The organism is Shewanella sediminis HAW-EB3 (genome assembly GCF_000018025.1).
GTDB classification, from domain to species: Bacteria; Pseudomonadota; Gammaproteobacteria; order Enterobacterales; family Shewanellaceae; genus Shewanella; species Shewanella sediminis.
In genome coordinates this window covers 1276867-1302690 of record NC_009831.1, presented here as the reverse complement: position 1 = coordinate 1302690, position 25824 = coordinate 1276867, and the positions used below count along the sequence as shown (strand labels likewise).

At 47.3% G+C, this 25824-nt stretch carries 25 protein-coding genes; 13 read left to right on the top strand and 12 right to left on the bottom strand.

Features of this window, described 5'->3' with window-relative positions:
• Positions 1-2 precede the first annotated feature (2 nt).
• The 3 genes from SSED_RS05645 (at position 3) to SSED_RS05635 (ending at position 2620) form a co-directional block, all read left to right on the top strand.
• Positions 3-1424, top strand: coding sequence for an alkaline phosphatase (locus SSED_RS05645; RefSeq protein ID WP_012141445.1), 1422 nt, complete (start codon positions 3-5; stop codon positions 1422-1424).
• 294 nt (positions 1425-1718) lie between these two features.
• Positions 1719-2090 (top strand): DUF2750 domain-containing protein, encoded by a 372-nt coding sequence (locus SSED_RS05640; protein ID WP_012141444.1) that lies wholly within the window; start codon positions 1719-1721, stop codon positions 2088-2090.
• 125 nt (positions 2091-2215) lie between these two features.
• Positions 2216-2620 carry a hypothetical protein gene (locus tag SSED_RS05635; protein ID WP_049772150.1) on the top strand — a complete coding sequence of 135 codons (405 nt, stop codon included), beginning with the start codon at positions 2216-2218 and terminating at the stop codon, positions 2618-2620.
• An 82-nt stretch (positions 2621-2702) separates the two neighbouring features.
• On the opposite strand, the gene erpA is transcribed toward SSED_RS05635, so the two are convergent.
• Together erpA and SSED_RS05625 are read right to left on the bottom strand one after the other, a co-directional pair.
• Positions 2703-3065 (bottom strand): iron-sulfur cluster insertion protein ErpA, encoded by a 363-nt coding sequence (erpA, locus tag SSED_RS05630; RefSeq protein WP_012141442.1) that lies wholly within the window; start codon positions 3063-3065, stop codon positions 2703-2705.
• Between the two features lie 126 nt (positions 3066-3191).
• Positions 3192-4031 carry a DUF6776 family protein gene (locus SSED_RS05625; protein ID WP_012141441.1) on the bottom strand — a complete coding sequence of 280 codons (840 nt, stop codon included), beginning with the start codon at positions 4029-4031 and terminating at the stop codon, positions 3192-3194.
• Between the two features lie 96 nt (positions 4032-4127).
• On the opposite strand from SSED_RS05625, the gene SSED_RS05620 reads away from it, so the two are divergent.
• Both SSED_RS05620 and SSED_RS05615 read left to right on the top strand, forming a co-directional pair.
• Positions 4128-5837 (top strand): chloride channel protein, encoded by a 1710-nt coding sequence (locus SSED_RS05620; protein WP_012141440.1) that lies wholly within the window; start codon positions 4128-4130, stop codon positions 5835-5837.
• 614 nt (positions 5838-6451) lie between these two features.
• Complete coding sequence (locus tag SSED_RS05615; protein ID WP_012141439.1) at positions 6452-7012, top strand: NAD(P)H-dependent oxidoreductase; 561 nt, start codon at positions 6452-6454, stop codon at positions 7010-7012.
• A 130-nt stretch (positions 7013-7142) separates the two neighbouring features.
• Here the strand turns inward: SSED_RS05615 and aspA are convergent, their stop codons facing one another.
• Together aspA and SSED_RS05605 are read right to left on the bottom strand one after the other, a co-directional pair.
• A complete protein-coding gene (gene aspA / locus SSED_RS05610; protein WP_012141438.1) occupies positions 7143-8600 on the bottom strand; it encodes an aspartate ammonia-lyase in 1458 nt (485 codons plus the stop codon).
• Between the two features lie 262 nt (positions 8601-8862).
• Positions 8863-9366 carry a hypothetical protein gene (locus tag SSED_RS05605; RefSeq protein ID WP_012141437.1) on the bottom strand — a complete coding sequence of 168 codons (504 nt, stop codon included), beginning with the start codon at positions 9364-9366 and terminating at the stop codon, positions 8863-8865.
• A 437-nt stretch (positions 9367-9803) separates the two neighbouring features.
• Here SSED_RS05605 and SSED_RS05600 point away from each other — a divergent pair, with 437 nt between their 5' ends.
• From SSED_RS05600 to nhaD, 3 genes are all read left to right on the top strand, one after another.
• Positions 9804-10823 (top strand): aspartate carbamoyltransferase, encoded by a 1020-nt coding sequence (locus tag SSED_RS05600; protein ID WP_012141436.1) that lies wholly within the window; start codon positions 9804-9806, stop codon positions 10821-10823.
• A gap of 27 nt (positions 10824-10850) precedes the next feature.
• Positions 10851-12137: a glutamate-1-semialdehyde 2,1-aminomutase gene (gene hemL / locus SSED_RS05595; RefSeq protein ID WP_012141435.1), complete on the top strand. Its 1287-nt coding sequence runs from the start codon at positions 10851-10853 to the stop codon at positions 12135-12137.
• Between the two features lie 557 nt (positions 12138-12694).
• Positions 12695-13942: a sodium:proton antiporter NhaD gene (gene nhaD, locus SSED_RS05590; RefSeq protein ID WP_012141434.1), complete on the top strand. Its 1248-nt coding sequence runs from the start codon at positions 12695-12697 to the stop codon at positions 13940-13942.
• 73 nt (positions 13943-14015) lie between these two features.
• Here nhaD and SSED_RS05585 read toward each other — a convergent pair whose 3' ends face one another.
• Positions 14016-15035: a general secretion pathway protein GspB gene (locus SSED_RS05585; protein WP_012141433.1), complete on the bottom strand. Its 1020-nt coding sequence runs from the start codon at positions 15033-15035 to the stop codon at positions 14016-14018.
• Complete coding sequence (locus SSED_RS05580) at positions 15035-16660, bottom strand: ExeA family protein (protein WP_012141432.1); 1626 nt, start codon at positions 16658-16660, stop codon at positions 15035-15037. Before SSED_RS05580 ends, SSED_RS05585 begins: the two co-directional genes overlap by 1 nt.
• A gap of 211 nt (positions 16661-16871) precedes the next feature.
• On the opposite strand from SSED_RS05580, the gene SSED_RS05575 reads away from it, so the two are divergent.
• Positions 16872-18113, top strand: a complete 1242-nt coding sequence (locus SSED_RS05575) for a multifunctional CCA addition/repair protein (RefSeq protein ID WP_012141431.1) — start codon at positions 16872-16874, stop codon at positions 18111-18113.
• A gap of 210 nt (positions 18114-18323) precedes the next feature.
• A complete protein-coding gene (locus SSED_RS05570; RefSeq protein WP_012141430.1) occupies positions 18324-18590 on the top strand; it encodes an Lpp/OprI family alanine-zipper lipoprotein in 267 nt (88 codons plus the stop codon).
• A gap of 265 nt (positions 18591-18855) precedes the next feature.
• Here SSED_RS05570 and SSED_RS05565 read toward each other — a convergent pair whose 3' ends face one another.
• From SSED_RS05565 to folB, 5 genes are all read right to left on the bottom strand, one after another.
• The gene (locus SSED_RS05565; protein ID WP_012141429.1) at positions 18856-19857 is read right to left on the bottom strand and encodes a L,D-transpeptidase family protein; all 1002 of its coding nucleotides are present in this window, start codon (positions 19855-19857) and stop codon (positions 18856-18858) included.
• 117 nt (positions 19858-19974) lie between these two features.
• On the bottom strand, positions 19975-20871 hold the full coding sequence (locus SSED_RS05560) for a putative RNA methyltransferase (protein WP_012141428.1): 897 nt from the start codon (positions 20869-20871) through the stop codon (positions 19975-19977).
• A 58-nt stretch (positions 20872-20929) separates the two neighbouring features.
• Positions 20930-21730 carry an undecaprenyl-diphosphate phosphatase gene (locus SSED_RS05555; protein ID WP_012141427.1) on the bottom strand — a complete coding sequence of 267 codons (801 nt, stop codon included), beginning with the start codon at positions 21728-21730 and terminating at the stop codon, positions 20930-20932.
• Positions 21731-21828: 98 nt separating this feature from the next.
• On the bottom strand, positions 21829-22326 hold the full coding sequence (gene folK, locus SSED_RS05550; protein ID WP_012141426.1) for a 2-amino-4-hydroxy-6-hydroxymethyldihydropteridine diphosphokinase: 498 nt from the start codon (positions 22324-22326) through the stop codon (positions 21829-21831).
• On the bottom strand, positions 22327-22680 hold the full coding sequence (gene folB / locus SSED_RS05545) for a dihydroneopterin aldolase (protein ID WP_012141425.1): 354 nt from the start codon (positions 22678-22680) through the stop codon (positions 22327-22329). It lies immediately after the preceding gene.
• Between the two features lie 308 nt (positions 22681-22988).
• Between folB and plsY the strand changes: the two genes are divergently transcribed.
• Positions 22989-23591, top strand: coding sequence for a glycerol-3-phosphate 1-O-acyltransferase PlsY (gene plsY, locus SSED_RS05540; RefSeq protein WP_012141424.1), 603 nt, complete (start codon positions 22989-22991; stop codon positions 23589-23591).
• 144 nt (positions 23592-23735) lie between these two features.
• On the opposite strand, the gene tsaD is transcribed toward plsY, so the two are convergent.
• Positions 23736-24749 carry a tRNA (adenosine(37)-N6)-threonylcarbamoyltransferase complex transferase subunit TsaD gene (tsaD, locus tag SSED_RS05535; protein WP_012141423.1) on the bottom strand — a complete coding sequence of 338 codons (1014 nt, stop codon included), beginning with the start codon at positions 24747-24749 and terminating at the stop codon, positions 23736-23738.
• Positions 24750-25138: 389 nt separating this feature from the next.
• Here tsaD and rpsU point away from each other — a divergent pair, with 389 nt between their 5' ends.
• Positions 25139-25354 carry a 30S ribosomal protein S21 gene (rpsU, locus tag SSED_RS05530; RefSeq protein WP_012141422.1) on the top strand — a complete coding sequence of 72 codons (216 nt, stop codon included), beginning with the start codon at positions 25139-25141 and terminating at the stop codon, positions 25352-25354.
• Positions 25355-25360: 6 nt separating this feature from the next.
• A complete protein-coding gene (locus tag SSED_RS05525; protein WP_012141421.1) occupies positions 25361-25804 on the top strand; it encodes a GatB/YqeY domain-containing protein in 444 nt (147 codons plus the stop codon).
• Positions 25805-25824 lie beyond the last annotated feature (20 nt).

Below are 25824 nucleotides of genomic sequence, written 5' to 3'. Positions count from 1 at the left end.
ATATGCGTGCTTTAACAGCCTGTTTAACGCTCTCAATATTGAGTAGTGGCATCTTTACGGCTCAAGCAACAGCAAGAGAGATAGTCATAGAAGATGAGCATCTTCCCAGAAATATCATCTACCTGATCGGCGATGGTATGGGTCCGGCTTACACCTCAGCTTACCGATATTATTCAGACAATCCCGATACTAAACCCGTCGAGAAGACGATATTCGATGACCTGCTCGTAGGCATGGCAAGTACCTACCCGGACGATGATACCTATGTCACCGACTCGGCCGCGGCGGCAACCGCGCTGGCCACCAGCACCAAGAGCTATAACGGTGCCATCTCGGTTGACCATCAGCACCATGCGCTACCGACCCTACTCGAGATAGCTAAGCACAAGGGGAAAACAACGGCCATCGTTGTGACATCTCAGATAAATCACGCCACCCCAGCCAGCTTTCTGGCCCACAACGAGAGTCGAGGAAATTACAATGCTATCGCCGATAGTTACCTTACAAATCTAATCAAGGGTAAACCCGTCGCAGATCTTATGTTGGGCGGCGGTACTAAGTATTTCGTTCGGGAGCAGCGAGACCTGACATCTGAGTTCGAAGCACTCGGTTATCAGTATATCGATAGGCTCGAGCAGCTGGACGAAGTTGAGACGCTGCCGGCATTAGGCCTGTTTGCGCCATCGGGACTTCCAGCAGCATTGGGCAGCGATGACCCTCTCAGACTCACCACGATGACACACAGCGCATTGAGGCTGCTATCATCACAATCTGCACCATTTGTGATGATGATTGAAGGCAGTCAGATAGACTGGTGTGGTCATAGCAATGATATCGTCTGCGCCATGACCGAGATGCACGATTTCGCCAACACCTTAGAGAGGGTAAAGCGCTATATCGACAATCATCCCGACACCTTATTGGTTGCCACCGCAGATCACTCCACCGGCGGGCTCACACTCGGTAAGAATGGGGTATACCAGTGGAAAGGTAAGCAATTACAAATGATCACTATGCTGCCCGAAGAGATTGCAGACAAGTTGATTGCATCGCCAAAAATTCTGGATAAACCGGACAGCTTCAATACTTTCTGGTCTGAGTATATCGGCATAATCCAATCCGTTGAGGCACAAGATAAGTTAAGGCAGCAGATCCTGGCCAATCTTCAACAAGACAAGGGCGATCTTCAAACAGCCAAGGACAAAGTTGAGACTCTGATAAAGTCAGCCATAGATACCCTGACTCACACAGGTTGGACAACCTCGGGTCACGATGGCATCGACGTACAAATTTTTGCCTATGGAAGAGGCAGCCACTACTTCGCAGGACATATGGATAATACTGAGATAGCGGCAAACTTAATCGAGATGATAAATAGCGAAAAAGCCAGCCATAACGCGCTGTTACTGGAACCCAGAATTTAGGTTTAGCAGGCAGTTTCGCAAGTAAAAGTGTTCAACACTCGCCTTCTCACCCTGGTAACAAATTGGATGGTTACCAGGGTGAAAATTAAGTCATCTACTGGTTTCCCCTTTGAACGTCGAGTCTTGGATAACCGGTCCACAGCTCCCCCCCATGAGCCCGACTCTCACATGGGAGTTTTCACCGACTTCTCCTCTAAAACGCCTTACCAGCCAAAATCTTTTAATTTCCATCGCCCGAAATGCTATTATCTGCAGCAATCGGCCAAACGCCAAACAAACCAAAGAGACGACACCATGAGCAAAAGCCCAAAAGATGCAAGCAAGATGACTCCAGAAGCTCGCTACGACTATTTTATCGAGCAGGCTAAAGAGCATAAGACCCTTTGGACGCTACAAGACAATGATGGTTGTGTCATGCTTACCACCGAAGAGGAAGATTGCATTCCTATGTGGCCTAGTGAAGAAGCCGCAAAGCTATGGGCTGTCGATGATTGGAAAGATTGCACTACCTTGTCGATCCCTCTTGTCGAGTGGCTCGAACGTTGGGTTCCAGGCATGCAAGATGATGACCTTTTCGTTGCAGTCTTCCCGGTTCAGGAAGATTTGGGTGTCGTTATCGAACCCTATGAAGTTGAGCAGCGACTGGCACCAAAACAACGTCACTAAGGAGATCCAAGTTGGAGAACCAAGCCGCTAAGTCTACTCATTCTGCCAATTCCACAACCGAAGAGGCAGCTAAAGCAAGAGAGCTCAATGCTGCAGCCCCGGAGAGTAAGGTAACCGCTAAGCCGGTGAAGCCTAAGCTACCCAAACGGCTTGCTGCCTTGTGTGCCTTGCTCACCATTGCCTCGGTCAGCGGCATCATAGCCAAACAGGGGGTACTCTTTTGTATTATCACCTTGATGATGGTCGTGGCTATTCTTGGACGTCAAAGAACGGCGATGTATATGCTGCGGGGCTATACCCTAATCCAACTTGCCTTAGTGAGTATGCTGCCAGTGATCTTGTACGATCCCGGTAACTTAGTTGTGGGTAACCCTTCGAGCTTTCAGCTCGGTGAGCTGCAAGGGAAGATCCCCGACTACATCATCTTCGCGCTATTAATTCTGTTCTCTATGTTACAGGTATGGATAGCCTTCACTCCGAAGGTCAAAGCCTACTTTAACACTAAGATAAATATGAATATTATGAGCTAACGGCAGTGACTAAGTGCAGGTATTAAAAAAGCCAGTTGTGTTAACAACTGGCTTTTTTTGAATCAATTTTTTGAAATCGGACTTATACCGAGAAGCTGGCACCACAACCACAGGTAGTGGTGGCGTTAGGGTTTTTCACGAAAAAACGAGACCCTTCCAGTCCAGAGGTGTAATCCACTTCGCCGCCTACAAGGTATTGCAAGCTCATTGGGTCAACCACTAACTGAACACCTTGTTTTTCAACGGTGAAATCGCCTTCATTAACTTTTTCGTCGAAGGTAAAGCCATACTGAAAACCAGAACAACCACCACCGGTCACATACACGCGTAGCTTTAACGCATCATTTTCCTCTTCTTCAAGCAAGGTTTTTACTTTTGAAGCGGCGGCATCCGTGAATTGGATTGGCATTGCATCTTCAGCTTGTTCAGTAGTTTGTTCAGTCATGAGTACCTCTTACATCTGTTGGCTGAGCGGGATTATCCAATACCTGACCATTTTGTTCAAGTAATATGCGCACCCGATCTGATTTCTGTGATAAAACCGTGCTGTGTTGGCTATCTATTTATGGTTTTACTTTACCGTTTCTCCGGCCGATAAAGGCGCACTGACTTCAGGCTCATCTTCAATGACCTCTTCAAGCTTCTCTTCTACAACAGCTTCCTGAAGTTCAGAAAATGGCTTAACCGAGGGAGCTTTAGATGGTAACAGATCCACAGCAGCAAACTCGACTTCGGCCTGTGACCCTTTGGTCCAGCGGCTTGAAGGGACAATAACCTTAGTCTTAAGATGAGATAACTCAAACCCTTCCGGCAGGGTAAACTCGGCATCTAAGATTTGAAAATAACGGAATTTAAAGGAAAGTTGCACATTGGTAAGCTTAGCCAAATCTAACTCTACCGCTTCACCGTCCTGCACACCCACAAGCTTAATCTCAGCCTTACCCTTGAGTGATTGTTTACGCTTTTTAAGTTGCGTTAAAATCAGCTTCACCCGATATTGCCTTGGCAACAGGTTTGGCGTTAGCTCCAGCCCATTGATGGATACGCCATCGGCGTTATTTTCAGGTGCCATAATACTGCGATAAAAAGAGAGCTCTCTCTCGAGTTCACGCTGCTTTTTATGCTGGACAGAAAACAGCTGTTGCATCTTGTCATTCGCTTCTTTCTCAATCGTAAGTTCGAGATTTTTAGAAGCCATGACTTGAGCCTGACTTTTCAACTGTTTAACCAATGTATCTGTCTGTTCTGTGTTACTCTTTACTACAGGCAGATTATGTTCAGACCACAGGTTGTAGCTCACCCCACCTAAGGTAAAAGCGACTAACACCAACAGGCACAGGTACAGGCTGGATGGCCGGAACTTCCGCTCAATCACTTGCATGCGATCGATCCAACGATGATAATTTGGCATTAACTAACAACCTCTTCTCTTATAGTTTGAATAGTTTCTTATATTTTAACCCTGACTCATTTCAGCAATGGGCAACCCAATATATAGAAGGCTCAGGTGCGACACAGATTAAAGAAGACACATACCCAATGGTTGAGATACCAGAGAACGGAACTTAAAGATACTCTTTCTCAAGCTAAGATCAGTCTGCAACTCTCTCTGCTCGCTCTGTTATTTGCCCTGATGGCCTCGGGTGTGATCTTGCTGTTCCGGCTATTACTTATCTGGATAAACACCTACACAGAAACCAGTGAGCTGGATTTTACTGAGATCATCGACGACTGGCGAGTGTTATTACCACTGATTGGCTCAATTTTAATCTGGTTAGTCGCACGAATGGGATCTAAACGCTATAGGCGGATGGGTATCGCCTATGTTTTACACAGAATTAAACTTCACCACGGTAAGTTGCCTCTGCAGTCGGCACCCAGTCAGTTTTTCCAGGCCCTGTTCGCCCTGGTCACTAACTTTTCTGTCGGCCGGGAAGGCCCGGTGATCCATTTAGGCGCTGTTACCGCCAGCGTATTAGCTGAAAAATTTAAACTGCCGGATAACAGTGTTCGTATCATGTGTGCCAGTGGTATCGCTGCAGGTATCGCCGCCACCTTCAATACACCACTTGCGGCAGTCATCTTCGTTTTCGAGGTGATCTTGCGCGAGTACAAGGTTCACTATTTCTTTCCCATCATACTCGCCGCTATCTGCGGGGCAGTATCATCGCAACTCGTCTTTGGCAACATTCACGAATACGAGCAGATTGGCGTTATCCATATTCCGCTCTCCCAATACCCGGTTCTGGCAATAAGTGGTGTGCTTTTAGGTTGTGTGGCCGCCCTATTTAACTTCTCTTTGCTCAAGGTTACGGCCACGGGTCAACACTGGCCACTGCTAAACCGGGTATTACTGGCGGGGGTGATCACCACTATCGTCGGCATCTTTCTTCCCGAGTCTCTTGGCAGTGGTGAGCTTGCCATCGAACAAGCGATAAGCGAGCATCCCAGCATTCTATTTTTAATCGCGCTGTTGATTGGAAAAATCATCGCCACCATCGCCGCCATAGGCCTCGGGATCCCCGGTGGTATCATCGGACCTATTTTTGGCATAGGTGCACTGCTTGGCGCCATTTTGGCCCTCGCCAGCGCGGCGATATTCCCGTCTGTCGCTTCCTATATCGGCCTCTATACCATCATAGGTATGACCGCAATCATGGGGGTCTGTCTCAGCGCACCACTTGCAGCCCTGGTCGCCCTGCTCGAGATGACGAACAACCCCTCTATCATATTGCCGGCCATGTTCGTTAGCATCCCGGCCTTTCTCATCGCTCATCAAGGCTTTAAGTCAAAATCACTCTTCCTGCAACAGCTAGAGATCATGGGCTTAGGCTATAAGGTCTCCCCCCTCGAACTTGGATTACAGAAACGTGGCGTCAGGGCGTTGATGGATAAGAGGCTGGTTATCGTAAAGGATGACGATGAACTGTTACTCGAGGTGCTCAAGCGCGCCGCGGGTCGTTCAGTATTAGTCCGGAATGCACAAGGTCAAATGGAGATGCTACAACTCGAGATGCAACTTCATGATCATGAGAGCTCCCTCACCCGGCATCCTATCGAGGGACTCCCCGATACGGCGACGCTGAATGAAGTCTACGGCATTCTCTCACGGGATCGACGCGGTGAGGTATATGTCTATCAAGACAAAAGCGATAATATCGTCGGGGTGATCAGCTGGGCATCTTTGCAACAAGAGATACGTTCCGGACAGGTTTGAATTAACTTGTCGGATAACAAATTTTAAGTATCTTTTAGTTAATCAAGCTGCGCTTGCATCTTTATCGTTAGACTTCGCCTAACAACTAACGTCGTGGAATTCCATTCCACACCAGGGCAAGGAGGACTGCTCGTCCTTATCCTCCTTGCATCCACCATTACGCCCAGGCGAAGTTACATGCATTGAGTACGAGCCTCATACTTCAACAAAAATCGTCTAACTACTCAGATGCTACATCCATGTAGCTCCGAGTCTGAGCCATCATCCATGATGTCTCTACGACATTTGTGCCTACGTATTTCGGCAACTTCCAACAGGGAATAGTTGTAGTCTTCGGCGGTGTTTGGATTGACTTAAAGTTGTGGATGACACCGTTAACCATACTTATCTCAACAAGAGTAAATCGAACGGTGTAGTGAGCTGGGCATCACTCTCATTTCTAAGCCGGGCAAGCGATAAGGAAGCCATAGCGATTTTATCGCTTCCCTTTTTCAGCCCTTATCATGGGTCTATTTCTGAGAGTGTGAGCGATCGCAACTTCCTCAATCCATAAATCTGACATTTTCGGTTATCATTCCAGCTAAGCCAGCAACAGTTCAATATAGAGGAAGTGCATGAGTAAAGTAGTCATAATTTCGGGTCACCCCAACCTTAATGAATCGATGGCGAATTCAAAAATAATCCAGATTCTCGGCGCATTAAATAACACTCATGTACGTTGTCTCGATGACTTATATCCAGATTACAAGATTGATATTCCAGCCGAGCAGGCCGCGCTGATCGACGCCGACCTGATTATTTTTCAATTCCCTCTCTACTGGTCGACATATCCGGCCATAATGAAGAAGTGGTTCGATGATGTATTCACCTATAACTTCGCCTTCGGTCCCGAGGGAGATAAGTTAAAAAACAAGAAAGTGATACTCTCTATCACAGCAGGTGCAACGGCAGAGTCTTATAGCGAAGGGGATTTTAACTTTATGCCTCTGGACGATTACCTGGAGTCTGCACTTCACCCACTCAAGGCCGCTCAGGTCGATCTGGTAGACAGTATCGTTACTTTTAATATGAACTCAGATACCAACGAAGGGGGCAATGTCGATACCGTCAACCGTCTCGTCGTCGAACATGCAGATAGGGTCAAGGCAGCGATATCCCACACGATTAATCGCTGACTCTATCAGTTGGCTACTCGACAGTTGAAGCTGAAGAACCAAGCAGGCCAAGCGGTCAAACCGGCCTAAGCGTCGCGGGAAATCACCCGCGACTTCATCTGTTGTCTAACCTATCAGCGACGACGCTTGATCACCCGGATGTAACCTGTGCAAAGCGCTGCGCCTTATACTTAGGGTTCATCAGATTTTCTATGGAGAAGATCTCATCGAGCTGCTCCGGTGATAACAAGCCGCGCTCTAATACGACCTCACGCACACTCTTGCCTGTTTCGGCGCAGATCTTACCTATGATATCTCCCTCATGATGACCAATAAATGGATTCAGATAGGTGATAATCCCGATGGAGTTAAGCACGAAATCCTGACACACCTGACGGTTAGCGGTGATCCCTTCGATACACTTACCTTTTAACGTCACACAGGCATTTTCCAGCAGTGACAAGGACTCAAACAGAGATTGACCGATAACGGGCTCCATCACGTTCAACTGCAGTTGTCCCGCCTCAGCCGCCATGGTGACGGTGAGATCGTTACCGCATACCTTGAAGGCCACTTGATTCACCACCTCAGGGATAACCGGATTCACCTTAGCTGGCATGATAGATGAACCGGCCTGCATCTCTGGCAAGTTAATCTCATTTAAGCCGGTGCGTGGCCCGGAGGATAAGAGGCGAAGATCATTACAGATCTTAGATAACTTGACCGCGAATCGCTTCAACGAGCTGGACAGCATCACATAAGCGCCACAATCTGATGTCGCTTCGACTAAGTCTTCAGCAGGAGTAAATGGATGGCCCGTGATCTCGGCCAGTTTTTCGATAGCCAACTCAGAATATCCGGCGGGTGTATTCAAGCCGGTGCCAATAGCCGTAGCGCCTAAGTTAATCTCCAGCAGCAACTCCTGACAACGTTTGATGCTCTTAATCTCTTCTCGCAACGTGATACCAAATGCACGAAACTCCTGCCCCAGAGTCATAGGGACAGCATCCTGCAACTGAGTACGGCCCATCTTAAGTACATCACTGAACTCTTCAGACTTAGCCAGAAAAGCCTCAATGAGCAGAGTGAGCGCTGATAACACAGTATTAGTCCGTTCAAACAGGGCAACACGAAAGCCTGTAGGGTAGGCATCGTTAGTACTCTGACTCTTGTTCACATGATCGTTAGGGTTAATATGTTGATAATCTCCCTTCACATGCCCCATCTGCTCCAATGCAATGTTGGCGATCACTTCGTTGGTGTTCATATTCACCGATGTCCCGGCGCCGCCCTGAAAAGCATCGATGGGAAATTGATCGTAAAAACGGTCACTGGCCAGCAGGGTGTCGCAGGCTCTGACAATGGCAGCGGCAATATCTTGAGAAATAGTACCCAGATGCCCATTGGCCATCGCGGCCGCCTTTTTAGTCTTTACCATGCCACGGACAAACTCGACACAATCACCAATCTTTTCATTGCTGATCTCGAAGTTCTCCATCGCCCTTAAAGTATGGATCCCATAATAAGCGTCACCGGGGATAGGTTTACTCCCCAATAGATCGGTTTCTGAGCGCGTGTTTTCGGTGAGATCTGGATACATTACCGTCATTGATTAGTTCTACTTTTTAATTGCGATAAGAAAATCTGAAGTACAGGTTATACATGAGTCATGGCGGGCACTTCAAGGGGGGAAGCCGCTAAAGGTTGGGCTTTTTCAGAATAGATATAATTAAACCGAATTTCTCAGGTCTCATACCAGAGAAAACGCCATCCCATGGCCTCATGAGTCACTTAGAGGTAAGTAACTCAAATTGTAAAAGTGAAATAAATAGTAAAGAGACGATCAGCTACGAAACAAAAAATAAACACGACTACCTGATGTACCGCCCAAGCAGTGTCTTCAATTTAGCTAGTTGCTCGCCCTCCATCATGCCTATCGGGATCTTAACCGGCTTACCCGCAGTGAAGGTCAGAATGTAGGTCTCGGAGCTTGAGTCTGAATATGACTTTAGCTCGACCCGTTTCAGATCGGCGAGTGTCGATATCATAGGTGCCCCTATGATACGAGTGCGTATTATTTGGGCCTCGTCAAAATAGAGGCGGTATGTTCGGTTTTGTACCGCAATGATGACACATAGAACAAAGAAAGCCGCAAACGCCAGATGGCCTACGATGCTATTGGGGGGATCGACAAACGTTTGTGCCAGCAATACCAAGGCGACGAATGATGCGAACCAGGTGATCCCGGAAACAAAGAGCGACATAGTCACAAAACTCAATCCAGAGTACTTCTCATCATGCTCTTTAACGTATTTCCGCTCCAGGTAGATAATCAGCACCAGAGCCAACGGTATTAAGATATAGAAAAATTGCACAAGACACTCCTTTACTTGCCGTCCAGATTTATCAGCCTGGCTTGTCACCTTGGCTTACTGTCCTAACTTCACCCCAAGCTTGTCACCCTGCATTTAACACCAGAGTTGACCCCATAACGGCTGAAAACATTAGTGCAAATGATGGTCCAAACTCTTACTTATCAGCGCCACTGACCATTGCATAGCGTCAGAACTAAAACCAGAACTAAAAGCCGGAGTTTAACGTAGAGACTTCAGATACAGTTTAACTTAAGAGTTTCACATGAGGATGATTTTCACTGAAACACTCAAAAAGTGAGCAGAAATAACTCAGCCACTTATTCCACTGTAACGGCCATTCTGGTATAGTGTCGCCTCAGCCACCCTACATAACTTTAGGGCACGATGACAGGTTCCAACTTGCCATTTCGCCCCCCAGAAATTGGAAATAAAGGCTGATGACTCAGTTTCAAGGATCACATATCCTCTCGGTAAACCAGCTTAACCTGGATGCCGTCCAACAGATATTCAATGTTGCCGCCCGCATGGCCCCCTATGCTTTAAGACAGAAACGTACAACTGTCCTCGAAGGCGCGATTTTAGGTAACCTTTTTTTCGAGCCCAGCACACGAACGCGTATCAGTTTCGGCTGCGCCTTTAACTTGCTCGGTGGAAAGGTTAACGAAACCGTTGGTATGGCCTCTTCATCACTGTCTAAGGGGGAATCCCTCTATGACACGGCGAGAGTGCTATCGAGTTACTCGGATGTAATCGCCATGCGTCACCCTGAAGCGTTCTCGGTCAGAGAGTTCTCTGAAGGCAGCCGGGTCCCGGTTATCAATGGGGGGGACGGCTCTAACGAGCATCCGACCCAAGCTCTGCTCGATCTGTTTACCATTCAAAAAGAGCTCGCCACACGCGGCCAGGATATCAGTGGAATGCATATCGCCATGGTGGGAGACCTGAAATTCGGCCGTACGGTTCACTCGCTCTCTCGTCTGCTATGTATGTATAAAAACGTAAGTTTTACACTGGTTTCACCGAAAGAGTTAGCAATGCCTGACTATGTGATCAGTGACATTGAAAATGCTGGGCATAAGATCACAATAACAGACCAACTTGAAGGCAATTTAGATCAGGCTGATATACTCTACCTGACTCGCATTCAAGAAGAGCGTTTTCCTTCACAAGAAGAAGCGAACAAGTATCGCGGTAAGTTTCGTCTTAATCGCAATATTTACACAAAGCATTGCAAGTCAAACACTGTGATCATGCATCCGCTACCTAGAGACTCGCGCAAGCAGGCCAACGAACTGGACAATGACCTTAATAGTCATCCTAATTTGGCCATCTTTAGACAGGCAGATAACGGACTCCTGATCCGCATGGCACTGTTTGCCCTGACACTCGGCGTTGATGCGCAACTCGAAAAATATGAGTGTCCGGTTAATTGGTATTCACGAAAAGCCGACTTTTAATTTGGCGACTGACTTTAAGGATTGATAATGACTCGTTCTGACGAACTATTTGAACAGGCTAAGAAAACCATCCCAGGCGGGGTTAACTCTCCGGTACGTGCATTCAACGGCGTTGGTGGCTCACCACGTTTCATCGAAAAAGCCGATGGCGCATATATCTATGATGCCGATGGTAAAGCCTATATCGATTATGTTGGCTCTTGGGGCCCTATGATCTTAGGTCATAACCACCCTAAAATTCGTGAAGCTGTATTGGCTGCTGTTGAAAACGGCCTTTCATTTGGTGCACCGACTGAACTTGAAGTCACCATGGCAGAGAAAGTCATCGAGATGGTTCCTTCGATGGAACAGGTTCGTATGGTGAGCTCAGGTACTGAAGCGACCATGAGTGCGATTCGTCTGGCACGTGGTTTCACTAGCCGTGACAAGATCCTGAAATTTGAAGGCTGCTACCACGGCCACGCTGACTGCCTACTGGTTAAAGCCGGTTCTGGTGCACTAACTTTAGGTCAGCCAAGCTCTCCAGGTATTCCGGAAGATTTTGCTAAGCACACGCTAACTGCAACTTATAACGACCTAGAGTCTGTTAAGGCGCTGTTCGAGCAGTACCCTGAAGAGATCTCTTGTATCATTCTTGAGCCGGTTGCCGGCAACATGAACTGTATTCCACCGGTAGAAGGTTTCTTACAAGGCCTTCGTGCTATCTGTGATCAGTACGGCGCATTGATGATTATCGATGAAGTGATGACAGGCTTCCGCGTATCTAAGAGCGGCGCTCAAGGTCACTACGGCGTGACTCCTGACTTGACTACACTTGGTAAGGTCATCGGTGGCGGTATGCCAGTGGGCGCATTTGGTGGTCGTAAAGATGTGATGCAGTTTATCGCACCAACAGGTCCTGTATACCAGGCTGGTACGCTATCTGGTAACCCAATCGCCATGTCGGCAGGTCTTGCCCAGATGGACGCCCTGTGTGAAGAAGGCGTTTACGAAGAGTTAGCGGCAAAGACTAAGCGGATCGCAGAAGGCTTTAAAGCTGCGGCTAATAAGCACGGCATCCCGATGTCAATCAACTACGTTGGCGGTATGTTCGGACTCTTCTTCACCGAAGAGGAAAAAGTCACGTCGTTTGAGCAAGTCACTAAATGTGATGCAGACAAGTTCCCTGAGTTCTATCACGGCATGTTAGATGAAGGTGTATACCTTGCTCCTAGCGCCTATGAAGCAGGCTTCCTGTCTATGGCCCATGGTGAAAAAGAACTTGAAGAAACATTAGCAGCAGCCGACCGCGTGTTTGCTAAGATGGCTAAGTAAGCATTGATATCAGGCTAACATCTAGCTAGCTGAAATCGAAAAAGGACGCATCTCGCGTCCTTTTTTATTGCCTGTTACTTGTCGTTAATTGCAGCCTGAACCGTGCCGGCAGAAGCAGGCTTCCTCCTATCGATAACACACGGTGAGAAAGAGCTTGAAGAAACATTAGCAGCAGCCGACCGCGTGTTTGCTAAAATGGCTAAGCAACTGAAAAGTAATTAATGGTTGTCAGTATCCTGACAAAAGTTGATTAATTAAAGGGACGCAATTCTCGTCCCTTTTTATTCCACCCAGTCCCCTTGCACTATCACTCCCCCTGTATTCAATACTCCATCAGGCATGACACTTAGCTGGTAATCCGTAATAAAAACCATTAGCGAACAACCGCAACGATTCGACTCACACTTTTCTTTAAAACAAGATCCAGTTAACGCTTGTTTTATGTTCTTCTCTATGGCCTAATCCGCAGCGTTAACACACCAAGCTTAATCAAACCTTGATTTTAGTCATTGTTTACCTTTTAGGGTAAACGATTAATCTGCTGTAGGAAATGATCTATGCTCTACCTATTCCTGATATCTCTCGCCGTTTTAGCCCTGTTAAGTATCATATTCGAAGAAGTCACCCATCTGAATAAAGCCAAGACCACACTGTTTTTTGGTTGTATCTCCTGGATTGTCCTGTTTATGAGCGCCGGAGATCCCGCTCACGAAAAAATAGTTGAAGCAGAACTTAACGAAAACTTATTGGAAATCGCCACTCTTTGGTTGTTTCTTATGTCGACAATGACGTTCGTTGCCTATCTCAATGCTAAAGGCATGATTCAGATTTTAGTGCAGAAGCTATTCCCCCAGAAAGTATCGGTAAGAATACTGATGCTGCAGGTGGCACTCTTCTCTCTGGTTTTATCAGCCATTTGTGACAACGTCACCGCCACACTGGTATCACTGGGTCTGCTAACCACATTCAAACTCGATAGTCAGATACGTCGACGTATGGCGGTGCTGATTATTTTTGCGGTTAACTCCGGCGGAGTGGCGTTAATTACCGGTGACGTCACCACCTTGATGATCTTCCTCGGCGGACATGTTCAGATGTCTGAGCTTCTGCTGTTATTTGTCCCGGCTGCCGTCAGTGTAATGTTACTTGCCGTGCTATTTTCATTGAAAGCCGAAGGCCATGTCAGTACGACACCGATAAAGCGGGAGTATCAGAGGGTCGATGTGGTGATAGCGGTAATCTTTTTCTCAACCATTGTTGCGACCATGGCATTAAACGTACTCTTTAGTATTCCCCCGGTGCTGACATTTTTGACGGGCCTCTCTGTGATGTTCCTCGTCGGCCACAGCTCCCGAAGCAATAAAGAGGAGTTACAGATCCTCGAATACATACGTCAGGTGGAATACGACACCCTGCTCTTCTTCCTGGGAATACTCCTGTTGGTCGGCATGCTGAAAGAGATTGGAACCTTAGACCTACTGACTCAGGTCTATGCCCAGTTCGACCCTAACATTTCAAACTTTGTTACCGGTATTGGCTCGGCGCTGCTCGATAACGTGCCTCTGACCGCAGCACTATTAAAGGCAGAGCCAATACTCAATACACCTGAGTGGTTGGGGTTGACCTATTCGGTTGGCGTTGGTGGTTCTCTGCTGGTGATAGGTTCGGCGGCGGGGATTATCGCCATGAGTAAGGTAAAGGAGCTGACTTTTGTCAGCTACCTTAAGTACGTTCCTGCACTATTGCTGTGTTACAGCTTAGGTTACGGCTTGACCCTGCTGCTGTCGTATAAATTTTATGGATAGGTGTACAAGTTATTAGGTGTGAGGTACGAGGTGCGATAACTTAAAACTAAGATATCAAACCTCGTAATCACTTCTAGATCGCTGGCACCTTAAACTGAGTTCCCTCAATCGCCAACACCACATCTCTCGGACGTATCTCAATAATCTCTAACTTGCCTCCAATCATATCGCCTTGCTGTAGCTCGGCACCATCGACATTAAGCCAACGATTGTCGGGAGCACTCGAATACACATGAGCGTTAATATTAAATTCCGGCACTTGTAGTTGTAACCCCGCCGGTAACTGGCCATATTTAGGTAAATCATCCGCTTTTGGGGTAGGAATAGGGTCGAGTTTAGGCTCTGTCACCGGGCTGGCGACAGACTTTTCTACTTCAACCTCTTTAAGCGCCGCTTCAAATGCCGCTAATAAGTTATTCTTACTCTGGTACTGCTCCTTCTGCTCAGGAGTATCTGACTGAACGGGAGCCTTATTCATTCCTAGTTCAGAAGCAGCCTCATCCACCTGATACTTAAGCGCATCGAGCACCTCTTGTCCTCTGTGGTTGCTATTCGCACCTAATATTATCGGCTCTTCAGCCACAGATGAAGGTTCACTCTCAGGATTCAGTTGAGCCACCTCGACAGCGCTAACCTTTTCATGCTGTACTCTTCTTTGTTGCACAGGTACAGCCTTAGGGTAACGACTCTCAACAACGACAGACTTGGTCGGAAGCGCCATAGCTAAAGGCAGGGCAACTTTTCCGGCTAATTTAACGTCATTATCACCAGAGGCTGATCTATTTTTTTCTACCTCAGCAGATCCCTTAAGTTGACCATCGGTGCTTAACGGTACAGAGGAGTGACCTTCTGGAGTTCGGGCTTCGCTCGAAACTTGAACAGAGGGAGTATTGCCCGACGAGAAGTGACTCGTTGCCAGCCAGACAATGACGACCAACAGGCTCAATATAATCACGATGAGCGACAACATCAGTGTGTTGTTTTTGGGTTTAGAAAAATTATCGTACTGAGCTCTGGGCGTTAATACAGGGTCGAGATCGGACTCCAGCTCCTGTTGTTTAGCCCGCGTGACGGCCTCGAGTAATATGGACATCAGTATTGTCCCTTACTTTCCAGCGAACCTTCTACCAGCCTAGGGCCTTGAGCGCTCAGATAAAGATTTAGCTGCACTAAGGTTTGACTTCCGGCAATCGCATCGGCTCTTAAGCCATGTTCACGTTGAAAGCGTTTAAGCTGCTCCTCTAACTGACTATCGAAGCGATTGACCAATCTGGGAACCGTGTTATCGATATGGGCCAAGCTATTCTCTAACCATTGAATTTGAGCCGGGTTTGCTCCCTGGCCAATCTCTCTGGGTTGATCTGAAGGTGCCTGCCAAAGGATCTCAAAGGTGCCACTGAAGTGGCGGGTAAACCAATCTCGCTCGACCCAAAGCTGTTGTTCATTGAGCTGCAATAACAGTTGATCTCCCTGTCGGGATACAACCGTTCCGTAAAAGGCTCGCTGCTCTGCATCGACAAGGTAGACAACCGCTGGGAAATTTAACCGTATCAATGAATTCCAGTTTCCCTGCTGCTGAAAGCATGACAGGCCCTGCTGCTCAGCCGACTGACAGGCTGTCAGTCCGATATAGGGCACCTTGCCCCACAGGCCAAGGATGCTGGCATAGGCGGAGTCTATACTGCGGCTGCTGTCTATCGCACTATTAAGCACCCGCTGACTCGAACTCAGCTTAGCCGGACTTGTTTTCTGACCAGCCTCCAGCTGTTGGGCCACTTGAGAAGCTTGCTGATTCTCGACTCTTGTCTCTGGAGTAAAACTCACTTGATTAAATATCAAGTAACCCAGCACACAAGTTAAGCCAATAGCGGTAGCCACACCCAAGGGAAGCAGGTAGTTAGTCTCCTTAATATCTTCGCCCAATACTTCGGCCGATGCAGAGCTCACCATTTTATGATCGATAGGCACTTTAGACTGGGCATAGCCTGCCATCAATGCACGCTCACACAGAAGGTTAATCAGTCTCGGAATGCCACCACTATATTTATGCAATGCCTTAATAGAGCGGCTGTTAAACAGAGGCTCATGACGGCCAGCGACTTGCAGCCTGTGCTGTACATACAGGCCAACCTCTTCAAGCGTCAGAGGAAGAAGGTGATAACGGGCAGTGATCCTCTGTGCCAGTTGACGTAGCTCCTGTCGCCTTAATAGCTGTTGCAATTCAGGCTGACCGATGAGGATAACCTGAAGTAATTTTTTCGTGTCGGTTTCTAAATTTGTCAGCAGACGTAGCTGCTCAAGCACTTCGGCGCGCAGATGCTGCGCTTCATCGATGATCAGAACGGTATTGCGTCCTTTCTCGTGGTTGGCCAACAGGAAATGACTCAACAGATCCGTAAGCTGTTTCAGGCTGGGATCCTTCTCATATTCGATGGAGAGTTCATCACAGAGGGTGGCCAGAAGCTCGAGCTCGGTGAGAGAGGGGTTAAGAATAAACGCCGTGTCGGTGTTCTCCGGCAATTGGTTCAGCAGACAACGAGAAACTGTGGTTTTTCCTGTCCCCACTTCGCCGGTCAAGAGTACAAAGCCGCCGGTTTCTCCCAGCCCGTAAGTCAGGTGTGCCAACGCCTCACGGTGCCTGTCACTGAGGAAGAGATAATGGGGGTTGGGTGCGATAGAAAAAGGGTTATCGCTTAATCCAAAAAACGCCTTGTACATGCAGCTATCTATCCTTATACCGGTCTAGAGATTAAAAAACAGTTAAAACTAAAGCTAACGGCCCACCATGTCAAAAAATGCGGGGAAAAATGAGGCGAATGGACGCATATTTTACAAATGAGGGCGGCTCAATCGGGTTTTGTTGCGGCTCGATAGACAATGCGTGATAATCTGGAATTAGTCTCACCAGTGCAACAAAAGCGAATTAAAAGTGAAATTCTACCTCGTCGGCGGCGCCGTTCGCGATAACCTGCTTAACCTTACTGTCAAAGATCGCGATCATATGGTCGTCGGTGCAACCCCGCAGCAGATGCTCGAGATGGGATATCGCCAGGTCGGTAAAGACTTCCCCGTATTCCTGCACCCTGAGACAGGGCAAGAGTATGCTCTGGCCCGCACGGAGCGAAAAACCGGTGTAGGTTATGGAGGCTTTAGCTGCCATGCCAGCCCGGATGTCACTCTGGAGGAGGACCTTCTCAGGCGCGATCTCACCATTAACGCCATCGCTCAAGATGAGGAGGGGCAGTTATATGATCCCTATGGCGGCGTCGATGATATTAACAACAGAGTATTGAGGCATGTCTCCGATGCATTCGTCGAAGATCCCTTAAGAGTGCTCAGAGTGGCGCGCTTTGCCGCACGTTTTCACCGGCAAGGGTTCACCATTGCAGACGAAACTCTTGCGATGATGACTCAAATCAGCCACAGCGGTGAACTCGAGGCTCTGACTGCCGAACGGGTTTTTCTGGAATTAGATAAGGCCTTGGCAACCGACAGTCCCCAGGTGTTTATCCATGTTCTCAATCAGTGCGATGCGCTGGCCATACTCTTTCCGGAGATCCACGCTCTGTTCGGTGTCCCTCAACCGGTAAAATGGCACCCAGAGATAGACACCGGCATACATACTCTTATGGTGTTAGAGCAGGCCGCTAAACTTTGTGATGATAATTCGGTGCGATTTGCCGCTCTGGTTCACGATCTGGGTAAAGCCTTAAGCCCGAAGGAGCACCTGCCTAAGCATCACGGTCATGGCCAAAAGGGGTTAGCCCTTATCAAGGTGCTGTGTGCCCGGGTCAGGGTACCAAATGACTATAGAGATCTGGCCCTGCTCGTCAGCGATCTCCATCAGAACATTCACCAGATAGAAGAGCTAAGACCCGACACCTTAGTTAAGATATTCGATAAGGCCGACTTGTGGCGCAAACCCGAACGACTCGAACAGATAGCGCTCGCCTGTGAAGCCGATGCCAAGGGGCGACTGGGGCAGGAAGAGTGGAGCTACCCCCAAGCCGATTACTTCAAGCAATGTTTTATGGCTGCGAACAAGGTTGCGGTAAAACCCATCATAGAAGCAGGCTTTAAAGGGGCAGAGATTAAAGCTCAGTTGCAATTAAAACGTATTGAAGCTGTCGCAGAAATAAAACAAAACCTTAATCAAACAGACTCACCCTGAATACAATCTCGGGCTTATTTGCATAAAACTTCGGACTAATGTTTAAAAAACGTTCGTTCAACTTGCATTTAAGCCGATATTCGTTAATGTATTCAGGCCTAAGGGTGAAAATTCATAGCAAAATAAAATAGCTATGACATAATTAACAAGTTGCAGTCGTGTTTTACGCCTGCTCCATTTCAATCCAACCTAATATAAAGGGATTTCCCAATGAACAAAAAAGTACTCATGATTGCTGGTGTAGCAATGACTGCCCTTCTAGGTGGCTGTGCAAACACTACTGCTCTTGAAGAAAGCGTAGCTAACCTTGGCAACAAAGTTGACCAACTATCATCTGAAGTTAGCTCTCTGAAGTCAGAGCAAGGTGCTCTTTCTGCAGACGTTAAAGATGCAAAAGCAGCTGCTATGGACGCACAAGCAGAAGCTAAGCGCGCAAATGATCGTCTTGACAACGTTGCCTCTTCTTACAAGAAGTAATTTGTCTGTATCGGCAATGCATTAGTGTTGCCGATATCTCCTCCCCCCTTTAATCACTCCCTTAATTCTAACTTCCAACACTGCACCTCAAACCTAATCAAGAACTATCAAGCATCTCTTAGCACTTAAAACTTATCGCTTACTGATCGACGTTCTCACGTATTCGGCCAAATTCACCCCAATAAAAAAAGCGCCCACCAGGGACGCTCTCTTCACGTAAGCTTTGCTAACACCTATCGGTAAAAGGCTATAGGCTGGCCGAAGACTATAAGCTGGCTGAGGGCTCACTCTCATTTGTTACAGATTCAGAACTTGCCGCAGACTCAATGCCCGAGGATAGTGTGATACTGTCTGAATCATCCATTGTGCGGATATTCACCGGCAACCCGTTTTGAGTCAATAGCGCATCATTAGCCTTAAAGCTATCAATCCCTTCCTGGCTGATAAATTTTACTACTCCGGCCTTCATTGAAACGACCTTCTCCCGCTCGACATCTGACTCAGATTTAGACAGAGCGGAATGCACCTCGATGATCTGACTGCCATCAGGCTCAGAGGAGATCTTAACGGTTTCATTGATCACTCTCACCGAATCACCGTATTTAGCCTGATGGAACAACCATTCGATATCGTCAGGGTTCAAACGGACACAACCGGAGCTCACACGCATGCCGACACCAAAATCTTTATTGGTACCATGAATGAGGTAACTGCCGTCTCCATGAGAAAGCTGCATAGCATATTTACCTAATGGATTGTCGGGTCCGGCAGGCACGACGCGCGGTAGCACCTCGCCACGCTCTGCGAGATGGTCACGACGTATACTTGCCGGTGGCGTCCAGCTAGGGTTAGGGATCCTCGACTTAATCTTAGTCACCATCTCCGGGGTTTCACGACCGACACGCCCAATCCCCACAGGGAAAACATGCACCTCTTTACCATTTGTCGGAAAATAATAGAGGCGAAGTTCTGGCAGGTTAATCACTATCCCTTTTCTGGGAACATCGGGAAGCAACATCTGAGTTGGGATGACAAGCTTTGAGCCCACAGTAGGAAGAAACGGATCGACACCCGGGTTCGTCTCCATCAACTCAAGAATACCTATATTGTATTCTTTCGCTATGGTTTGAAAATAGTCGCCCTGCGCTACCACATGTTCCTGGACTTCACCGATAAGACGGCTTCCCTTCTCTGGCAGTGGATACACATTAGCCAGGGTCACGGCAGGAATTAAGCTTAAGATGAACCACATCATTACTCGCATCATCGGTATTTCTACTTCCTGTTCTGTTTAAATAATTTATCTGTCTAGTCTTTAGCATTGCCCAAGCTTAAAGATTAACCTGAGCGCTCGCTAAAGCCTAGGAGAAAACGCCCACTGTCATTATTTCTTCTTCGACAGGGTGACAACAAAGTCGATCTCTAAGGCCTCGAATCTGTTATCCGCTATCTGCTTGCGCACCTTATCATTGGCTCGCCACGCATAAGGCGTCATCTCCAATAGCGCTAGAGCCTGGTTGCCATCGATAGCCAATTTAAAGCTGGCTCGCTCGGTTTGCAGCAGTTCCAGTTCACTCGATTGTGGGGTATTAAGCGCTTTCTCCTTCATATCAGGATAGATATATTCTTTTATCTGCCATAAATGACGAGGAGCCGGAGAGACCTGAATCAAGAGGCCGCCAGGTTTTAATACCCTAATCAACTCTTTACCTTTGAGCTGCTTATCAATCAGAGTCACGAGATCTAAACTCTCACTGGCAAGAGGCAGCTTCTTCAAGGTACTGACGATAAAGGTCGTATCCGACTCTGTATCGCAGTCAACTATATCGTCATCGCCATTGAGTTCGGCTTTCGCCTCAGACTGAATCTTAGCGGCAGAGAAAAGTGCATTCTCAGCTTCTGTGATCCCATAGGTATTCAGTCTATTGGCAATACTTTTGCCTTCGACACTCTGAGCAAGCTTAGCTTTAATCTCACGCAGGTAATAACCTTCACCACAATCGTAGTCGAGGTAACTAACCTCTCCTTCGGTCAGGTCTGATGCGGTGATCATCGCCTCAACCTTGTCTACAATCGGCTGAAATATTCCCGACTCGAGCAGGAACCGCTTGGCACGCATTATCTGTCTGGAGTCGATCTGCGGTTTCTTGGCCTGACTAAAAATCCAATATCCATTTTCACTTTTATCAAAATGGTGTTTCTTACAGCAATGCAATCCCTGAGATGCCTCGTGAATTAACAGAGGTTGGTCACACACAGGGCATAAATAGATACTTTTCATAATTTCTCTTTCAATGACGATGAGCACTAAGCACTGGGCTCTTCGTAAAATAGTCAGCTTAGGCAAACATAAATGCACACAGGATTGCGCCTAATGCCAAACGATAGATGACGAAAGGCGTCATCCCCATGCGGCTGATAAGTTTCAAAAACAGATGAATACAAGTATAGGCCGCCACGAATGACACGATAATACCCAGAGACAGCGCCTGATAATCTATCGTCTGACCACTGGATATCAGATCTTTAGTCACCAATATAGCCGCACCTAAACTGACCGGGACAGACATCAAAAATGAAAATCGGGCGGCAGCTTCACGACTGAGCCCCAGCATTAATGCGGCGGTAATAGTAGCCCCCGAACGAGATGTTCCCGGAATTAGCGCCATAGCTTGGGCGACACCTATCACCAATGCCTTTTTCCAACCGACCTGAAATTCAGTAAACCCCGGCCTGAACATCCTATCCGCCCACCAGAGAAGCAAGCCGAACACTATTGTCGTTGTCGCTATGACAGCGGTATTTCTTAAGTAAGTTTCAATGAAGTCTTTCGCGGTAAACCCGACAATAACGGCCGGTATTGTCGCTAAAATGATCCACCAGGAAAGTTTGCTCTCATCGGTCTGCTTTCGTGTGATAATACTGTCAGTCCAGGCTTTGAACATAGACCACAGCTCATGCCTGAAATACATCACAACGGCAAGCAGGGAGCCTGTATTTACCGCTACATCGAATGACAAACCTTGATCTTCCCAGCCCAGAAGTTGCGACGGTAAAATGAGGTGTGCAGAGCTGGAAATGGGTAAAAACTCGGTCAAGCCCTGAATAAGGGCCAAGATGATGACCTGAAAGGTATCCATAGTTATCCTTTAAAAATACTATCTGAAACGTAAAATCGATTCTGAAAATAACACAGCCTCTGAAAGTGAAAACCAGAGGTGAAGTAGAAAATAGATGCTTAAGACGGTGCCCAGGCAAACGGAACCGGCCAAAGTTTTTGCTCCGTTTTATCATATTCATCCCACAAAGCTTGATAGCTTCGCGCTAACAGGGGATGTAACAGATCCGGGGCAACCTCAGCCATGGGCCAGAGCACAAATGCATTCTTGGTGATTTCGGCTCTTGGAAGCTCGACAGGTTCCTGAGTCACAACATCATCATAAAGAAGCAGATCGAGATCTAATGTCCTGGGTGCAAACTTCTTGGCCCCAACCAGACGACCATTATCCCGCTCTATTCGTTTAAACAGAGTAACGACCTCAGAAATACTCAAACAGGTATCGACCGCGACAACCATATTCAAGAAGTTACTGCCATCGAAACCGACGGCTTCACTGTCATAAACTGATGAGAGTGTGAGCGCCCCAAAATGATAGCTAAGCTCACTTAAGGCAGCCTTAAGGTAACGCTGAGGTTCAATATTACTTCCTAAACTGATAAAGACTCGCGCGGACATTTAATATTGACCCCGCTCAATTTCGACACCCACCGCAGCGGCGCTAGGTACAGCCCCAGGCTTCATTACCGTCACTTTTACCCAAGGTACACTAAACTCGGTCATCAAACAGTTAGCGGTCATTTCGGCTACAGTTTCAATCAACTCAATCGGCTTTTCGGTGATTAAAGCTGTGAGTCGGTTCGAAACCGTTTCATAGCAGAGTGCATGCTGGTAATCATCACTCGCCGCAGCGGGTTTATTATCCCAAGCCATATCGAGATCGATAAGTAAGCTTTGATGGATCTTTTTTTCCCACTCATAAACTCCGATAACAGTTTCTATCTTTAACTGTCGTATTAAAACCCTGTCCATGACTTCTCCGAATGTGAATTCTGTCTATGACGGTTTCTGATTTTTTATTTCATTGAAGTCATAGATTATTGGTCATTTATCACTGAGGTCAGATAAGCTAAATCGAATAAAGAGGTTATAATCCGAATCTAATCAGTGATATTGTTCGTTCTCTCTTTCTAACAGGCTTAAACCCAAGTAGGATAAGCTGTTATAGAGAGATTTTGCTGCCCGGATATCCCCTGAATTACTCACGAGTAATAAACGGTAAATATCGGGTAAAAATAATTGTGGCGCGATGATACCTTAAGAAGGGTAAGGAAACCAATTTGACCATAACAACACTCACTCTGGGAATGATTTTAGCCGCCTATTTGGCCGGTTCGATCTCCAGCGCTGTGCTTGTGTGTCGATTGCGTGGCTTACCCGACCCAAGAACAGCGGGCTCCGGCAATCCTGGCGCCACGAATGTTCTACGAATAGGTGGCGCAAGCTCAGCCGCCATGGTGCTCTTTTTTGATATGCTCAAAGGGGCATTACCCGCTTACATCGCATTTAGGTTAGGCATAGATCAGGTCGCACTCGGCGCTATCGCTATCGCTGCCTGTTTAGGCCATATTTTCCCCATCTTCTTTAAGTTTAAGGGCGGAAAAGGAGTCGCAACCGCATTCGGTGCCATGGCCCCCATCGGCCATGAACTTGCGCTGGCCTTGATGGTAACTTGGATAGTCATGGTACTCATCAGCCGTTACTCGTCCCTTGCAGCTATCACAACGGCAATGCTCGCCCCCATCTATACCTGGTTTTTAGACGAGAGATTTACCATTCCTGTCGCCATGCTATCGACCTTAATCGTTATTCGTCACAGGGATAACATACACAGGTTGCTCAAAGGCGAAGAGTCTAAGGTGTCGCGGAAGAAGAAAGGTTAGTGAGCTGCGAGCTAAAGATAAAGCCAAGAAAGTGGCGAGTCACGAGCTAAAGATAAAACAAGAAAGCTACAAGCAATGAACTCGTAGCTTATAGATCGTAGTTTTAGTCCGTAGCCCGTAGCCCGTAGCCCGTAGCCCGTAGGATTATACCGCCGGAAGCGTATCCAGTGGCCAACGAGGTTCACCTTTTACGCCTAAGTCTTCTATATGACCAGCCTTAAGTCTTTGTAAACCTGCATAAGCAATCATGGCACCGTTATCGGTACAGAACTCACCGCGAGGATAGTAGACTTGGCCGCCCTGAGCTTGCATGGTCTCGGCTAAGGTCGTACGTAAACGGGTATTGGCGCTCACACCTCCGGCAACGACCAAACGCTTATAACCCGTCTGTTTCAGAGCGCGACGACACTTAATCGAGAGAGTATCTACGACAGCCTCTTCAAAGGCACGGGCAATGTTAGCGCGCGTCTGCTCATCATCGGGTTCTTTGGCAATGGTGTTAGCCGCAAATGTCTTAAGCCCCGAGAAACTGAAATCGAGTCCGGGTCTGTCGGTCATGGGACGAGGGAAACGATAATGGCCTGTCTCTCCCTTTGCTGCGAGCTTTGACAAACGCGGCCCGCCCGGATAATCGAGTCCCATCAATTTTGCAGTTTTGTCGAATGCTTCGCCGGCAGCGTCATCGACAGACTCACCAAGCACTTCATATTGACCTATTCCCTCTACACCAACCAGCATCGAGTGACCACCGGAAACAAGCAGCGCTAAGAAAGGAAACTCAGGCACATCATCTTCAAGCATTGGGGCTAACAAGTGCCCTTCCATATGATGCACCCCGACAGCTGGTTTCCCCCAGGAGTAAGCTAATGCTCTTCCCATGCAAGCCCCGACGAGTAGAGCACCAACCAATCCAGGCCCCTTGGTATAAGCAACACCATCGATATCATCTAAGGTACAATTTGCATCGGCCAGCGCTTGCTTAACCAATGGAACTATCTTTCTTACATGATCTCTGGAAGCCAGTTCAGGGACCACTCCGCCGTAATCGGCATGAAGCTTTACCTGACTATATAATGTATGAGACAACAAGCCCTGCTCGTCATCATAGACAGCAACTCCAGTTTCATCGCAAGATGTTTCAATACCTAAAACCCGCATCATATCCCGTCACGCAGTCAAAATAGGGCGCTAATTCTACCTGCTGTTACAGGCTTATACCAATATAATCCCGCCACATTTTTAGGATAAAAAGCCAAAATGACAGCTTAATTAGTTAAAAACCAATATTATAGTGAGCTAGGCTCAATAATTTCACCAGCGTTCATACCCAAGTTACACCCACCAAATGCCGATAAAATCAGGGTTTATTCCCCTTGAAACTTCGACTAGGCTTAAATAAGATCAAAAGCAGGCCGGAAAGATCTTAATTTGGATCAAAATATTGGCTTTACAAAGTGGTCTAACTCGGTATAGAATTCCGCACCATTTTTAAATAAACTAGAGTCAAGTGATTGACTCCAACAACTACACCTAAGGGGTGATGGCGTATGCCAATAATTAAAGTACGCGATAACGAACCATTTGACGTAGCTCTACGTCGTTTTAAGCGCTCTTGTGAAAAAGCCGGTATCTTAGCTGATGTTCGCGCTCGTGAATTCTACGAGAAGCCAACTACTGCACGTAAACGTGCTAAAGCCGCTGCAATTAAGCGTCTTGCTAAGAAGCTTTCTCGCGAAAATGCGCGTCGCGTACGTTTATACTAATCTCTTATGAGCCTAGTTGATCAGCTAAAAGACCAAATGAAAGAAGCCATGCGTGCCAAAGAAAAGGTGCGCTTGGGGACTATTCGTATGGCACTAGCCGCCGTTAAGCAGATTGAAGTGGATACCCGCGAAACTCTGACTGACGACCAAGCTATAGCGGTCTTAACCAAAATGGTTAAACAGCGTCGCGATTCGATTGCACAATATAGTGCAGCCGGACGTGATGAACTAGCAGCAATTGAAGCAGCGGAGATTCAAGTTATTGAACACTTCCTGCCTAAACCTCTTTCCGAAGAGGAAATTGTCGAGCTAGTTGATGCAAGCATTGTTGAAATGGGCGCATCCTCCATGGCGGATATGGGTAAAGTAATGGGAGCGTTAAAACCTAAGGTCTTAGGAAGAGCTGATATGGCGGCAATTGGCGCTATGATCAGAGCTAAACTTAAGTAATTAGAATTTGATGCGTGAAT